Here is a 13,652-nt window from a genome sequence, read left to right on the forward strand (position 1 = left end):
AACGAGTAAGCGTAAGCGTACCGGCCTCAAGGCCACAGTAAAGCGTAACAGAACGGCCCCCGGAGAAATCCGGGGGCCGTTTTGCATTCAGTTGTTCGGCTCGCCTGTCGCCGGGTCGGTTTCGGTGCGGCCGGAGTTGCTGCTGCCTTCGGCGCCTTTCGGTTCGGTCGCGGGGCGCGGCGGATGACCGGCCTTGTCGGGGCGCTGGTTCTCGTTCTCGGTTTCGCGTGCCTTGGGGCGGGGCGTTGTCATGAGGGACCTCCTGCTGAAGACAATGCCGGGGGCGACAAGAGGCTCCGTTTCTGCGCCAACGCGGCTGCGCGCTAACCCCGCCTCAAGAGCTTGGCCTTATCAGGCAGGGATGGAACGGGACTTGCTTTGATCGTTCCGAAGGGAGCGTCATGTCGGGACCACTATCAGTCGAAATCCGCAGCCTGGACGAGCTGACGCCCGATGAGGGCGCGCAGTGGAATGACTGGGCGCGCGCGGATCCCGACCTGAGCAGCCCCTATTTCCGTTGGGAGTTCGCGCGCACGGCGGGGGCGATCTGTCCCGGCTCGGCCGTGGCTGTCTTCAAACGGGACGGGCGCGTCGTCGGATATTATCCGCATCAGCGCCGGGGCGGGACGATCCAGCCGCTGGCAGCGCCGATGAACGACTATCACGGGGTCATCGGTCCCAAGAATCAGAAGCCCTCGATGCAGGAAGCGGCGCGCCTGCTGGGCGCACCGCGCTTCGCCGCCGCCGCCTGGATCGGCGAAGCGCCGGAACAGATGCCCCGTCATCACAGCGTCGTCTCGGTCGTGCCGGATGAGGGCGGCTTCGACGCCTGGTACGCGCGGCGCAGGAAAGCCTTTCCGAAATACTTCAAGGACAAGGAGCGTTCGCGGCGGGGGCTGGACGGCGCCTTCAAGACGGTAGAGATCGAGATCGGCCTCCACGATCACGCTCTGCTGGAGCGGCTGATCATCGAAAAGAGCGAACAGTATCGCCGCACCGGGCTGCATGACATTTTCGCCTGCGGCTGGACCGGTCAGGTCCTGCACGCCCTGATGGACTGCGAGGGCGAAGACGGTTTCGGCGCGTCGATGGCGGTGCTGCGCGTCGATGGCCGCGTGGTGGCGATGGAATATTCCATGCACGCGGGACGTCATTTCCACCTGTGGTTCCCGGTCTATAATCAGGAAGTCGCGCGCTGGTCGCCGGGCATAGTGCTGACGCAGGAGACGATCCGGCTGGGGGCCGAACGGGGTTACCGGATCTTCGACTACGGCGTCGGCGTAGGCGGCTACTACAAGAAATACTACGATGACGGCGGCCTGGTGACCGCCGAAGGCGTCGTGGCCCGGCCCGGCGTGTCCAGGGCCCTGTGCGCCACGATGAGCGCCGCTGTCGGCCTGGCGGGCCGTGAGCGGGCGCAGCGTCTGCGCACCAGTACGCGGCGCCGCTGGGCCGTGATCGAGGCGTGTGAAACGAGTTTGACGGGCCGAGCCTCGGGGGCGGTGCGCGCCGCCATCGACATGGTGCGGAAATAGAGGGCGGCCGGACAGGCCGGTAGAGGAGGAAACGGAATGACGGCTTCCATGACGCGTTATGCGGGTCCGATCAGCCAGGCGGCAGTCCATGCTCATGCCCTGGTCGCCAACGGCTTCGCCGAGGATCAGGCGCTGGCCGAAGTGCTGGACCGGTATCCTGCGGATCTGTTCGACATCAACCTGTACGACTACGACGACGAAGGGCAGGTCAGTCTGCGAACGGGCGCTCGCGGGCGGCTGAACGGGGCGGAACTGCTGGAGGCGATCCAGCAGGGCCGTTTGTGGGTCAATATGCGCGACGTCGAGCGCGGCTGGCCCGAGTTGTGGCAGGCGACGATGGCCGAGTTCGACCGGATCATGGGCGACGCCTATCCCGGTCTGAAGGCGGTCAGCCGCAATGGTCAGCTGATCCTTTCGTCGCCGAAGGCTCGGGTGCCCTATCACTTCGACGCTTCTGGCGTGATCCTGTTCCACATGCGTGGCCGCAAGCGGCTGTTCGTCTTTCCGGGCGACGAGGCGCATCTGCCTGAGCGCAGCATGGAGCAGGTGATCGCGCGGCAGACGACCGAGGAAATCCCCTATGTCCGCGCCTTTGAACAGGACGCCCGGGCGATCGACCTGGAACCCGGCCAGGCGCTGACCTGGCCCTTCTTTGCGCCGCATCGGGTGGAGAATCTGGATCGGTTCTGCGTCTCCCTGTCGGTCGACTTCCAGACCTGGAGTTCGCGACTGAGACGGGGCGCCCTGTATACCAACGCTGTCGTGCGCAGCCGGGGAGGGGCGCCCCGTTCGACCGATCAGATGGGAACGCCTGAACTGGCCGCCCGCTGGGCGGCGTCGGTGTTGCTGAAGAAGACCGGCGCCCTGAAGAGCCGCCTGGAGAACTTCGAGCGTGATTTCGTGCCTGAGGCGGGCGCCGTGGACGGCGCCGGACGACTGAACGCCGAGGCGGCGGGGGGCCAAGGTTAAAAGGGGTTCATGACCTCGATTTAAACTGACTTTGCGGCGTGGGGCCCTCAGTTTCGTCTGGACACAGAGACAGGGAGAGCTCGCTGATGAAACCCGCCGCTATCGCCGCCGCCTTGGGATCCGCCCTGGCCGCATCCGCCGTTCTGGCGGCTCCGGCGTTCGCCGCCGAAGTGACCATCCGCAATGCGGTGGCGCGTGTGATCGTCATTCCGGAAGACCGGGCGGATGTCGGGGTGGAGATCACCCAGGGCTCGGCTGATCTGCCGGAACTGCGTATCGAGCGTCGCGGCGATCAGGTGCGCATCGACGGAGGCCTGGGTCGTTCGCGCGGCATGGGCTTCAACAGCGGCCTGATCGGTTCGTGCAACAACGGCCGGGCTGACGCTCGCCAGCCCGGCGACGGCGCCACGGTCGAGGTGCGAGGCAAGGGGCGAATCCGGATGGAGGATGCGCCGATGATCGTCCTGCGCACGCCGCGCGACGTGGACGTTAACGGGGGAGGGGCTGTGTTCGGCTCCATCGGACGCGGCGCCCGCTCGGTCGATCTTGGCTCTGGCGGCTGCGGCTCCTGGACTGTGGCCAACGTCGACGGCGACGTCGATCTGTCGGTCGGCGGCTCGGGCAGCATCCGTGCCGGGACCTCCCGCAATCTGGAGGCATCGGTCGGCGGCTCCGGATCGGTCTTGGCGGGGGCGACAGGCAGGCTGGAGGCCAATGTCGGCGGCTCGGGCAGTATTGAAGTGGCCCGGGTGGATGGTGAAACCGAAATCGCCATCGGCGGCTCCGGCGGGGTGCGGGTGCGCGCAGGGCGCGCTCCGTCGCTCAAGGTGTCGATCGGCGGCTCGGGCGATGTCCGCTTCGAGGGAACGGCCGGCGATGTTTCAGCGGCCATCGCCGGTTCGGGCGATGTCCGGGTGGCTGAGGCGACCGGCCGGGTGTCGCGCTCGATCGTCGGATCAGGAGACCTGCGTATCGGCCGCTGACGCCGCGCGAGGTTCTGAAGGAAAAGGCCCGGGAGCGTGGAACCCTCCGGGCCTTTTTCACGTCCGCAGTCGGGTGCGAGCCAAACAAAAACCCCGGCGGATCGCTCCGCCGGGGTTTCGTCGTTCCATGCGGTCCTTGCGGACCGCGCAGACGTCTTAGTGGCCGAACAGGGCGGCGACGCCGTTGTGCGTGCGGCCCAGGTTGGCGCCGGCTTGGTCGCGGGCTTGCAGACCGCCGCCGAAGCTGTAGCGCATGCCGATCTTGAAGACGTTGGCGTCGACGTCCAGGTCCGAGGACTTGACGTAGTCGTAGCCGCCGAAGACCGAGTACGGCGAGTTGGCGAACTGATACTCGGCAGCCACGCCAGCCGACCAGGCGTCCACGTCGCCGGCGCCGATGAAGATGTTGTCGGCGTCGACGTTGGTGTAGGCGGCGCCGCCGCTCAGGCGCAGTTGCGGCGTGGCGTAGAAGGCGGCGTCGCCGGCCACGGTCCAGATGTCGGCGTCAGCAGCCGTGCCGTACGAAACAACGCCCGTCAGGGTGGCGCGGTCCAGGTACTTCTGGCCTTCCAGGCCGAAGGTGTTCAGCGTGGTCGCGCCCAGTTCCGAAGCGCCGTAGAAGCCGCCGAAGCGCATGTCTTCGATCTTCTTCGACAGGTGGACGGCGCCGGCCAGGGTGGTTTCGTCGCCACCGTGCTTGACGTCGGTATAGGCGGCTTCAGCGTTGAAGGTCACGGTCCAGTCGCCGAACACCGACGAGGCGACGGTGCCGTCGATGACGCCGCGGTTCACGTCCGTGCCGTCCACGTCGGCGTAGTTATAGGCGATGCCGGCCGAGCCGATGGCGTCTTGGGCGAAGGCGGGAGCAGCGATCAGGGTCGCGGCGGCGACCGAAGCGAGAAAGACGGTTTTCATTTTTTTGTCCTTATGTACTGCCGCCGGGAAGCTGAGCCGCCCGGCGATGGGCAAGACATAGGTCGCAGTTTCGCCCTTTGCCGTAACAAACATGTCATGGCCTCGTCACATCGGGGGCGATGTTGCCCAAAAGTGACGCATTGAGGCATAAGTGCGTCAGTATACGGCGAGCATTGCGGCGGCGCCTTTCCGGGGCGTTCATATGGCCGCTTTCCGGCCGTAGTCCCTAACAATCAGCCCGTGTTATGTTGCGCCGCATCGTTTCTGGGGGCAGCGCGGGCGGTGAGTCGCAAACCCTGACGGGGCGGGGATTTCCACGCTTGACGGAAACGGAATCGGAGGGCATAAGCGCCCCTCTTGTTGGACCGGCTGTGCACTTTCGGGTGCAGACGCGGTCCGCAGGAACGACCTAAGTTACTGTTCTTTGCAGCTTCTTGGGAACTTACGGCCTTCGCGGGGGACTGCGTGGGCCGCTCGTTTTTGCGGATTTGCGTTTCCTGGGGACGAGTTTTCGTCTCGGGGCTTCGGTCTTTGAAATGGTTCACAGGGACGCGGCTCCGGCCGCATGGGAATAACAACCGATATGGATCAAAGCATCCGCATCAGGCTCAAGGCCTTCGATCATCGCGTCCTCGACTTTTCGACGCGCGAAATCGTCAACACCGCCAAGCGCACGGGCGCGACCGTTCGTGGTCCGATCCCGCTGCCGACCCTGATCGAAAAGTTCACCGTGAACCGCTCGCCGCACGTCGACAAGAAGTCGCGTGAGCAGTTTGAAATCCGCACGCACAAACGCGTGCTCGACATCGTCGACCCCACCCCGCAGACCGTGGACGCGCTCATGAAGCTCGACCTGTCCGCTGGCGTGGACGTCGAGATCAAGATCTAAGAAAGAAAGAGGCGGGATCCGACATGCGCACGGGCGTGATCGCCAAGAAGCTGGGGATGACCCGCGTGTTCGCCGATGACGGCGCACACGTTCCGGTCACTGTGCTCCAGCTCGACGGCTGCCAAGTCGTCGGCCAACGTACCAAGGAGCGCGACGGCTACGTCGCCCTTCAGTTGGGCGCTGGCGTTAAGAAGGCCAAGAACACGGCCAAGGCTCAACGCGAAGTTTTCGCGAAGGCCGAGGTCGAGCCGAAGGCCTATGTGGCTGAGTTCCGCGTGGGCGAAGACGCCCTGCTGGACGTGGGCGCCGAACTGTCGGCCGACCACTTCCTCGCGGGTCAGAAGGTCGACATCCAGGGCCATACCATTGGTAAGGGCTTTGCCGGCGCCATGAAGCGCTGGAACTTCGGCGGTCTGCGTGCTTCGCACGGCGTGTCGATTTCGCACCGCTCGCACGGTTCGACCGGCCAGCGTCAGGATCCGGGCAAGGTCTTCAAGGGTAAGAAGATGGCCGGCCACCTGGGCCAGGAAGTCGTCACCACCCAGAACCTGACCGTCGTCCGCGTCGACGCCGAGCGTGGCCTGATCCTGATCAAGGGCGCTGTCCCGGGTCACGACGGCGCCTACGTCAAGATCAGTGACGCCATCAAGAAGGCCCGTCCGTCGGATGCCCCGTTCCCGGGCGCCGTCAAGTCGGCCGCTGCTCAACCCGCTTCGATGCCGGCTGAAGAAGCTCCGGCCGTGGAAGCGACCGAAGGCGGTGAAGCGTAATGAAACTCTCGGTCATCAAACTCGACGGCAAGGCTGCTGGCGACGTTGAGCTGTCGGACGCCGTTTTCGGCATCTCCGACATCCGCGGCGACCTGCTGGCCCGCTACGTCAACTGGCAGCTGGCCAAGCGCCGCGCCGGCACCCACAAGGTTCAAACCCGCAACGAGAACTCTCGTACGGGCAAGAAGATGTACAAGCAGAAGGGCACGGGCGGCGCCCGTCACGGCTCGCGTCGTGCGCCCCAGTTCGTCGGCGGTTCGCCGGCGTTCGGCCCGGTCGTCCGCGACCACGGCTTCTCGCTGCCGAAAAAGGTCCGCGCCCTGGCGCTGAAGCACGCCCTGTCGTCCAAGGTTAAGGCCGGCGATCTGGTCGTTGTCGACAGCGTCTCGGTCAAGGAGCCGAAGACGGCCGCTCTGCGCGAAACCTTCGGCAAGCTGGGCTGGACCAAGGCTCTGATCATCGCGGGTCCGGAAGTCGAAGCCAACTTCGGCCTGGCCGCGCGCAACATCCCGCACATCGACGTGCTGCCGAACGCCGGCCTGAACGTCTATGACATCCTGCGGGCGGACAAACTGGTGCTGACCAAGGCCGCCGTCGAGGCGATCGAGGCCCGCTTCGCTGAGAAGGAAGCCGCATAATGGCCGCCGCTCAACCCACCGCCAAGCACTACGACACCATCCTGGCTCCGGTGATCACCGAGAAGGCCACGATCCTGTCGGAGCAGAACAAGGTCGTGTTCCGCGTCGCCGGCACGGCGACCAAGGACGAGATCGCCGCTGCGGTCGAAAGCCTGTTCAAAGTCAACGTCCTCAAGGTCAACACCCTGGTTCAAAAGGGTAAGACCAAGCGCTTCCGGGGCATCCTCGGTCGCCGCGTGGACATCAAGAAAGCGATCGTGACGCTGGCCGATGGTCAGTCGATCGACGTCACGACGGGGCTCTAAGACCATGGCTCTGAAGCATTACAATCCGACGTCGCCGGGCCGCCGCGCCCTGGTGCTGGTCGACCGCTCCGAGCTGCACAAGGGCCGCCCGGAGAAGTCGCTGACCGAGGGCCTGACCAAGTCGGGCGGCCGTGGTCAGGGCGGTCGTATCGCTGTCCGCTTCCGCGGCGGCGGCGCCAAGAAGCTGTACCGCAAGATCGACTTCAAGCGTCGCAAGTTCGACGTGGTCGGCACGGTCGAGCGTCTGGAATACGACCCGAACCGCACGGCCTTCATCGCTCTGGTGAACTACGCCGACGGCGAGAAGACCTACATCATCGCGCCTCAGCGCCTGCACGCCGGCGACACCATCGTCGCGGGTGAAAAGGTCGACGTGAAGCCGGGCAACGCCATGCCCCTGCGTTCGATGCCGGTCGGCACCATCATCCACAACGTGGAGATGAAGCCGGGCAAGGGCGCTCAGCTGGCCCGTTCGGCCGGCGCCTACGCTCAACTGGTCGGTCGCGACCAGGGCTACGCTCAGATCCGTCTGGGCTCGGGCGAGCTGCGCATGGTTCTGGACTCGTGCCTGGCCGTGGTCGGCGCCGTGTCGAACCCCGAGCACATGAACCAGAACCTGGGCAAGGCCGGTCGCAAGCGTCACATGGGCTGGCGTCCGCACGTTCGCGGCGTCGCCATGAACCCGATCGACCACCCGCATGGTGGTGGTGAAGGCCGGACCTCTGGTGGTCGTACCCCGGTTACGCCGTGGGGCAAGGACACCAAGGGCTCTCGTACCCGCAAGAACAAGGCTACGGATAAGTTCATCATCCGTAGCCGTCACGTGAAGAAGGCTCGCTAAGAATGGCCCGCTCCTCCTGGAAAGGCCCGTTTGTCGACGGGTATCTGCTCAAGAAGGCCGACGCCGCTCAATCGTCGGGCCGCAAGGACGTGATCAAGACCTGGTCGCGCCGCTCCACCATCCTGCCGCAGTTCGTCGGTCTGACGTTCGGCGTCCACAACGGCCAGAAGCACGTGCCGGTGTCGGTCTCCGAAGAAATGGTCGGCATGAAGTTCGGCGAGTTCGCCCCGACCCGGAACTTCCCGGGCCACGCGGCGGACAAGAAGGCCAAGAGGAAGTAATCCATGGCCCAGACCAAGAACCCCCGTCGCGTTGCGACGACCGAGGCCCGCGCCAAGCTGGTCAACGTCCGCATCAGCCCGCAGAAGCTGAACCTGGTGGCCCAATCGATCCGCGGCCTGCCGGTGCAGAAGGCTCTCAACGAGCTGGAATTCAGCCGCAAGCGCATCGCCGGCGACGTCCGCAAGGTCCTGTACTCGGCCGTCTCGAACGCCGAGAACAACCACAACCTCGACATCGACAACCTGGTCGTCGCCGAGGCCTTCGTGGGCAAGAACCTGGTGATGAAGCGTTTCGCGAGCCGTGCTCGCGGCCGCTCGTCGCGCATCCTGAAACCGTTCAGCGAAATCACCATCGTGGTTCGCGAAGCAGGTGAGGCCGCCTGATGGGTCAGAAAATCAATCCGATCGGTCTGCGCCTCGGCGTGAACCGCACGTGGGACAGCCGCTGGTTCGCCGGCGGCGCCGACTACGCCAAGCTGCTCCACCAGGACCTGAAGCTGCGCACGTGGCTGAAGGAACGCCTGTCGGCCGCCGGCGTGTCGCGCATCATCATCGAGCGTCCGCACAAGAAGTGCCGCGTGACGATCTACGCCGCCCGTCCGGGTGTCGTGATCGGCAAGAAGGGCGCTGACATCGAGAAGCTGCGCAAGGACATCGCGGCCCGCACCGAAGGCGAAGTTCACCTGAACATCGTCGAGGTCCGCAAGCCGGAAACCGACGCTCAGCTGATCGCCGAGAACATCGCTCAGCAGCTGGAACGCCGTATCGCGTTCCGCCGCGCCATGAAGCGTTCGATGCAGTCGGCCATGCGCCTGGGCGCCAAGGGCGTCCGCATCAACGTCTCGGGCCGTCTGGGCGGCGCCGAAATCGCTCGTATGGAGTGGTACCGCGAAGGTCGCGTGCCGCTGCACACCCTGCGCGCCGACATCGACTACGGCTTCTATGAAGCCAAGACGACCTACGGCATCATTGGCGTGAAGGTCTGGGTGTTTAAGGGTGAAGTGCTCGAGCACGACCCGATGGCCCAGGACAAGCGCTGGGCCCAGGAAGCCTCGGGTCCGTCGTCCAACGAAGGCCGTGAGCGCGGCCCCCGCGGTGATCGCGGTCCGCGCCGTGGTCGTGAGGGCTGATAGGCCATGTTGCAACCGAAAAAGACCAAGTACCGCAAGGCCTTCAAGGGCCGCATCCACGGCTCGTCCAAGGGTGGTTTCTCGCTGAACTTCGGCTCATACGGCCTGAAGGCCGTCGAGCCGGAGCGCATCACGGCGCGTCAGATCGAAGCGGCTCGCCGCGCGATCACCCGTCAGATGAAGCGTCAGGGCCGCGTCTGGATCCGTATCTTCCCCGACGTGCCGGTTTCCGGCAAGCCGGCCGAAGTGCGGATGGGTAAGGGCAAGGGCGCGGTGGACCACTGGGCCGCTCGCGTGGCTCCTGGCCGCATCATGTTCGAAATCGACGGCGTGCCGGACGACGTGGCTCGTGAAGCGCTGCGCCTCGGCGCCGCCAAGCTGCCGATCCGCACCAAGGTGGTCACCCGCCTGGACGCCGGCATCGTTACGGAGCAAGCCGCCTAATGACCAAGATCGCCGATCTCCGGTCGCAAACCGTCGACCAACTGTCCGACGAGCTGCTGAAGCTCAAGAAGGAACAGTTCAACCTGCGCTTCCAGGCCGCCACCGGCCAGATGGAAAAGACCCACCGGGTCTCGGAAGTGCGCAAGGACATCGCTCGCATCTCGACGCTTCTGCGCGAGAAGCGTGCGGCCTCGTAAGGAAACACCGATGCCCAAACGCATTCTTGAAGGCGTGGTCGTCTCCGACAAGGGCGACAAGACCGTCGTCGTGAAGGTCGAGCGCACCCTGCTGCACCCGCTGCTCCGCAAGACGGTTCGTAAGTCCAAGAATTACCACGCCCACGATGAAGCTAACGCTCTCAAAGTCGGCGATATCGCGCGCATCATCGAATGCGCCCCCAAGTCCAAGTTGAAGCGCTGGGAAATCATTTCCCCGTCTTCGGCTTCGTAAGAAGAAGGATCGGATCCCATGATCCAGATGCAAACTAACCTGGAGGTCGCCGATAACTCGGGCGCTCGCCGGGTCATGTGCATCAAGGTGTTGGGCGGCTCCAAGCGCCGCTACGCCTCGATCGGCGACACCATCGTCGCCTCGGTGAAGGAAGCGATTCCGCGCGGCCGCGTGAAGAAGGGCGACGTCGTTCGCGCCATCGTCGTGCGCACCGCCAAGGACATCCAGCGCAAGGACGGCTCTGTCATCCGTTTCGACAAGTCGGCCGCCGTCATCGTCAACAAGCAAAACGAGCCTGTCGGCACCCGTATCTTCGGCCCGGTTCCGCGCGAGCTGCGCGCCAAGAACCACATGAAGATCATCTCGCTGGCTCCGGAGGTCCTGTAACATGGCCGCCAAGATCAAAAAGGGCGACAAGGTCGTCGTCCTGACCGGCAAGGACAAGGGCCGCACCGGCCAGGTGCTGCAGGTCCTGCCGACCGAGAACCGCGTCGTCGTGCAAGGCGTCAACATGGTCCAGCGCCACACGCGCCCGACCCAGGCTGACCCGCAAGGCGGCATCAAGCACAAGGAAGCCTCGCTTCACCTGTCGAACGTCGCGATCGCCGACGCCAACGGCAAGGCGACCCGCGTGGGCTTCAAGGTCGAGGGGGACAAGAAGGTCCGCTTCGCCAAGTCGACGGGAGACGTCATCTGATGGCCGACACCAAGTACACGCCGCGTCTCAAGACCGACTATCAGGACCGCATCCGCGGCGCCCTGAAGGAAAAGTTCGGCTACACGAACGAGATGCAGATCCCCAAGCTGGACAAGATCGTCCTGAACATGGGCATCGGTGAAGCCGTCGCGGACTCCAAGAAGGCCACTGCGGCCCTCAAGGACCTGACGGCCATCGCCGGTCAGAAGGCCGTGCCGACCAAGGCTCGTAACTCCATCGCCGGCTTCAAGCTGCGCGAAGGCATGATCATCGGCGGGAAGGTCACCCTGCGTGGCGCCCAGATGTACGAGTTCCTGGACCGCTTCATCACGATCGCCCTGCCGCGCGTGAAGGACTTCCGTGGCCTGAAGGGCACCTCGTTCGACGGTCGCGGCAACTACGCCACGGGTCTGAAGGAGCACATCGTGTTCCCGGAGATCAACTACGACCAGATCGACCAGATGTGGGGCATGGACATCATCGTCTGCACCACGGCCAAGACCGATGAGGAAGCCAAGGCTCTCCTCACCGAGTTCAAGTTCCCGTTCGTGAACTGAGCGGGAAGGGAAGAGAACAATGGCTAAGAAAAGCGCCGTAAACCGCAACGAAGCCGTCAAGGCCCTGGTTGCGAAGTATGCCGCGAAGCGGGACGCCCTGAAGGCTATCGCCAACGACGAGAGCCTGCCGCTTGAGGAGCGTTTCGATGCGCGCCTGAAGCTGGCGGCCCTGCCGCGTAACTCGGCCCCGAGCCGTATCCGCAACCGTTGCGAAGTGACGGGCCGTCCGCGGGCTTATTACCGCAAGCTCAAGATGAGCCGTGTCGCCCTGCGTGAGCTGGGCAACATGGGTCAGATCCCCGGCCTGACGAAGTCGAGCTGGTAAGGGGAGCGAACAGACATGATGATCAACGATCCCCTGAGCGACATGATCGCTCGCATCAAGAACGCGGCCACCCGCAAGCGTTCGTCGGTGCTCACCCCGGCTTCCCGCCTGCGCCAGCGCGTCCTGGACGTGCTGCAGGACGAGGGCTACATCCGCGGCTATTCGCTGGTTCAGAACCCCGGCGAATTCCCGCAGTTCGAGATCGAGCTGAAATACTTCGACGGCCAGCCGGTGATCGCCGAGATCGCCCGCGTGTCGAAGCCCGGCCGTCGCGTCTATTCGGCCATCGGCGATCTGAAGCCGGTCAAGAACGGCCTCGGCATCTCGATCCTTTCGACTTCGAAGGGCGTCATGTCCGACGCCGCCGCCCGCGACGCTAACGTCGGCGGCGAAGTCCTCTGCAGGGTCTACTGATATGTCTCGTATCGGCAAGAAAACCATCGCTGTGCCGAAGGGCGTGACCGTCACGCTCAACGGCCAGGACATCACCGTGAAGGGTCCGAAGGGCGAACGCTCCTGGACCGTCGCCGAAGAGATCGAAGTCAAGCAGGAAGGCGACGAACTGTCGCTGACCCCGCGTTCGGACACGCAGCGCGCCAAGGCCATGTGGGGCCTGTCGCGCACCCTGGTCGCCAACATGGTGACCGGCGTGACCGACGGCTTCGAGAAGACCCTGGAACTGGTCGGCGTCGGTTACCGCGCCGCCCTGAAGGGCAAGGATCTCTCGCTGCAGCTCGGCTTCTCGCACGACGTCGACATCGCTCCGCCGGAAGGCGTCACCTTCGCTGTTCCGAAGCAGACCGAGATCAAGATCTCGGGCGCCGACAAGCAGGTCGTTGGTGAAATCGCCGCAGTCATCCGCAAGATGCGTCCGCCGGAGCCGTATAAGGGCAAGGGCGTGCGCTATCAGGGCGAATTCGTCCGGCGCAAGGAAGGCAAGAAGAAGTAAGTCATGGCTCTCTCTCTTCAACAACAAGCCAAGCGCCGCGCCGAGCGCACTCGCCGCCGCCTGAAGGCTGTCGCCAACGGTCGCCTGCGTCTGTCGGTTCACCGTTCGGACAAGAACATCTCGGCCCAGATCATCGACGACGCCCAGGGCGTCACGGTGGCCTCCGCCTCGTCGCTGGAAGGCGGCAAGGGGTCCAAGGGTTCGGACGTCGCAGCTGCTGCCAAGATCGGCAAGCTGATCGCCGAGCGCGCCATCGAGAAGGGCGTCACCGACGTCGTCTTCGACCGTGGCGGCTACATCTATCACGGCCGGGTCAAGGCGCTGGCGGAAGCCGCGCGCGAAGCCGGCCTGAACTTCTAAGGGAACGGCAAGCATGGCTCGTGAACCCCAACGCGGCGGCGGCGACCGCAACCGTCGCGACAACCGCAACGCTCCCGTTGATGGTCCGGATTCGGACATCGTCGAGAAGCTGGTGCACATCAACCGCGTCGCCGCCACCGTCAAAGGCGGCCGCCGGTTCTCGTTCGCGGCCCTGATGGTCGTCGGCGACGGCAAGGGCCGCGTCGGCTTCGGTCATGGCAAGGCGCGCGAAGTGCCGGAAGCCATCCGCAAGGCGACCGAAGAAGCCAAGAAGACCATGATCAAGGTTCCGCTGCGCGAGAACCGCACCCTGCACCACGACGGCAACGGCCGTTGGGGCGCTGGCAAGATCATGATGCGTGCGGCGCCTCCGGGCACCGGCGTCATCGCGGGCGGTCCGATGCGTGCAGTCCTCGAAACCCTCGGCGTCCAGGACGTCGTGGGCAAGTCGACCGGCTCGTCGAACCCCTACAACATGATCCGCGCCACCTTCGAAGCTCTGAAGGTCCAGTCGTCGCCGCGCCAGATCGCCTCCAAGCGGGGCAAGAAGGTGTCCGACCTGATGGGCCGCCGCAATGACGGCGCTTCGGCGCCGGAAGCCGTGGAGGGCTGAT

Annotated in this window: 24 protein-coding genes; 22 read left to right on the top strand and 2 right to left on the bottom strand. The window is 64.8% G+C overall.

Translation table 11 applies throughout. From position 1 onward, the window contains the following. Positions 1-87 precede the first annotated feature (87 nt). The gene (locus D1604_RS15775) at positions 88-252 is read right to left on the bottom strand and encodes a hypothetical protein (RefSeq protein WP_169469163.1); all 165 of its coding nucleotides are present in this window, start codon (positions 250-252) and stop codon (positions 88-90) included. Positions 253-401: 149 nt separating this feature from the next. Here D1604_RS15775 and D1604_RS00005 point away from each other — a divergent pair, with 149 nt between their 5' ends. From D1604_RS00005 to D1604_RS00015, 3 genes are all read left to right on the top strand, one after another. After that, complete coding sequence (locus D1604_RS00005; protein WP_119411689.1) at positions 402-1,535, top strand: GNAT family N-acetyltransferase; 1,134 nt, start codon at positions 402-404, stop codon at positions 1,533-1,535. A 48-nt stretch (positions 1,536-1,583) separates the two neighbouring features. Next, complete coding sequence (locus D1604_RS00010; protein ID WP_233551770.1) at positions 1,584-2,504, top strand: cupin-like domain-containing protein; 921 nt, start codon at positions 1,584-1,586, stop codon at positions 2,502-2,504. 86 nt (positions 2,505-2,590) lie between these two features. Further along, positions 2,591-3,487, top strand: coding sequence for a GIN domain-containing protein (locus D1604_RS00015; protein WP_024353174.1), 897 nt, complete (start codon positions 2,591-2,593; stop codon positions 3,485-3,487). 156 nt (positions 3,488-3,643) lie between these two features. Here D1604_RS00015 and D1604_RS00020 read toward each other — a convergent pair whose 3' ends face one another. Next, a complete protein-coding gene (locus tag D1604_RS00020) occupies positions 3,644-4,402 on the bottom strand; it encodes an outer membrane protein (RefSeq protein WP_119411691.1) in 759 nt (252 codons plus the stop codon). Positions 4,403-4,985: 583 nt separating this feature from the next. Between D1604_RS00020 and rpsJ the strand changes: the two genes are divergently transcribed. From rpsJ to rpsE, 19 genes are read left to right on the top strand one after another with little or no spacing between them, the layout of a single operon-like run. Next, positions 4,986-5,291: a 30S ribosomal protein S10 gene (gene rpsJ / locus D1604_RS00025; RefSeq protein WP_003164367.1), complete on the top strand. Its 306-nt coding sequence runs from the start codon at positions 4,986-4,988 to the stop codon at positions 5,289-5,291. Between the two features lie 23 nt (positions 5,292-5,314). Further along, on the top strand, positions 5,315-6,061 hold the full coding sequence (rplC, locus tag D1604_RS00030) for a 50S ribosomal protein L3 (RefSeq protein WP_119411692.1): 747 nt from the start codon (positions 5,315-5,317) through the stop codon (positions 6,059-6,061). Beyond that, entirely contained in the window at positions 6,061-6,699 is a 639-nt protein-coding gene (gene rplD, locus D1604_RS00035; RefSeq protein WP_119411693.1) for a 50S ribosomal protein L4, read from the top strand. Before rplC ends, rplD begins: the two co-directional genes overlap by 1 nt. Continuing rightward, entirely contained in the window at positions 6,699-7,004 is a 306-nt protein-coding gene (locus D1604_RS00040) for a 50S ribosomal protein L23 (protein ID WP_003170030.1), read from the top strand. The genes rplD and D1604_RS00040 overlap by 1 nt, the downstream gene beginning before the upstream one ends. Before the next feature lie 4 nt (positions 7,005-7,008). Then, complete coding sequence (gene rplB / locus D1604_RS00045) at positions 7,009-7,845, top strand: 50S ribosomal protein L2 (protein ID WP_024353171.1); 837 nt, start codon at positions 7,009-7,011, stop codon at positions 7,843-7,845. Positions 7,846-7,847: 2 nt separating this feature from the next. Beyond that, positions 7,848-8,126, top strand: coding sequence for a 30S ribosomal protein S19 (gene rpsS / locus D1604_RS00050; RefSeq protein ID WP_003164372.1), 279 nt, complete (start codon positions 7,848-7,850; stop codon positions 8,124-8,126). Positions 8,127-8,129: 3 nt separating this feature from the next. Beyond that, positions 8,130-8,510: a 50S ribosomal protein L22 gene (gene rplV, locus D1604_RS00055; RefSeq protein ID WP_024353170.1), complete on the top strand. Its 381-nt coding sequence runs from the start codon at positions 8,130-8,132 to the stop codon at positions 8,508-8,510. Continuing rightward, a complete protein-coding gene (rpsC, locus tag D1604_RS00060; RefSeq protein ID WP_003170027.1) occupies positions 8,510-9,256 on the top strand; it encodes a 30S ribosomal protein S3 in 747 nt (248 codons plus the stop codon). The genes rplV and rpsC overlap by 1 nt, the downstream gene beginning before the upstream one ends. A 6-nt stretch (positions 9,257-9,262) precedes the next feature. Further along, positions 9,263-9,700 carry a 50S ribosomal protein L16 gene (gene rplP / locus D1604_RS00065; protein WP_003164375.1) on the top strand — a complete coding sequence of 146 codons (438 nt, stop codon included), beginning with the start codon at positions 9,263-9,265 and terminating at the stop codon, positions 9,698-9,700. After that, positions 9,700-9,897, top strand: coding sequence for a 50S ribosomal protein L29 (rpmC, locus tag D1604_RS00070; protein WP_003164376.1), 198 nt, complete (start codon positions 9,700-9,702; stop codon positions 9,895-9,897). The genes rplP and rpmC overlap by 1 nt, the downstream gene beginning before the upstream one ends. Positions 9,898-9,907: 10 nt before the next feature. After that, positions 9,908-10,150: a 30S ribosomal protein S17 gene (rpsQ, locus tag D1604_RS00075; protein ID WP_003164377.1), complete on the top strand. Its 243-nt coding sequence runs from the start codon at positions 9,908-9,910 to the stop codon at positions 10,148-10,150. Positions 10,151-10,168: 18 nt separating this feature from the next. Next, positions 10,169-10,537 carry a 50S ribosomal protein L14 gene (gene rplN, locus D1604_RS00080; protein ID WP_003164378.1) on the top strand — a complete coding sequence of 123 codons (369 nt, stop codon included), beginning with the start codon at positions 10,169-10,171 and terminating at the stop codon, positions 10,535-10,537. A 1-nt stretch (position 10,538) separates the two neighbouring features. Beyond that, on the top strand, positions 10,539-10,847 hold the full coding sequence (rplX, locus tag D1604_RS00085) for a 50S ribosomal protein L24 (protein ID WP_003170025.1): 309 nt from the start codon (positions 10,539-10,541) through the stop codon (positions 10,845-10,847). Next, entirely contained in the window at positions 10,847-11,404 is a 558-nt protein-coding gene (gene rplE, locus D1604_RS00090) for a 50S ribosomal protein L5 (protein WP_024353169.1), read from the top strand. The genes rplX and rplE overlap by 1 nt, the downstream gene beginning before the upstream one ends. A 19-nt stretch (positions 11,405-11,423) precedes the next feature. Continuing rightward, complete coding sequence (rpsN, locus tag D1604_RS00095) at positions 11,424-11,729, top strand: 30S ribosomal protein S14 (RefSeq protein WP_003170022.1); 306 nt, start codon at positions 11,424-11,426, stop codon at positions 11,727-11,729. A gap of 15 nt (positions 11,730-11,744) precedes the next feature. Then, entirely contained in the window at positions 11,745-12,143 is a 399-nt protein-coding gene (gene rpsH, locus D1604_RS00100) for a 30S ribosomal protein S8 (protein WP_003170021.1), read from the top strand. A gap of 1 nt (position 12,144) precedes the next feature. Next, a complete protein-coding gene (gene rplF / locus D1604_RS00105) occupies positions 12,145-12,678 on the top strand; it encodes a 50S ribosomal protein L6 (protein ID WP_024353168.1) in 534 nt (177 codons plus the stop codon). A gap of 3 nt (positions 12,679-12,681) precedes the next feature. Next, positions 12,682-13,038, top strand: a complete 357-nt coding sequence (gene rplR, locus D1604_RS00110; RefSeq protein WP_003170019.1) for a 50S ribosomal protein L18 — start codon at positions 12,682-12,684, stop codon at positions 13,036-13,038. Positions 13,039-13,051: 13 nt separating this feature from the next. Then, a complete protein-coding gene (gene rpsE, locus D1604_RS00115) occupies positions 13,052-13,651 on the top strand; it encodes a 30S ribosomal protein S5 (protein WP_024353167.1) in 600 nt (199 codons plus the stop codon). Position 13,652: the final 1 nt, after the last annotated feature.

It is taken from the genome of Brevundimonas sp. LPMIX5, from assembly GCF_003576505.1.
GTDB lineage: Bacteria > Pseudomonadota > Alphaproteobacteria > Caulobacterales > Caulobacteraceae > Brevundimonas > Brevundimonas naejangsanensis.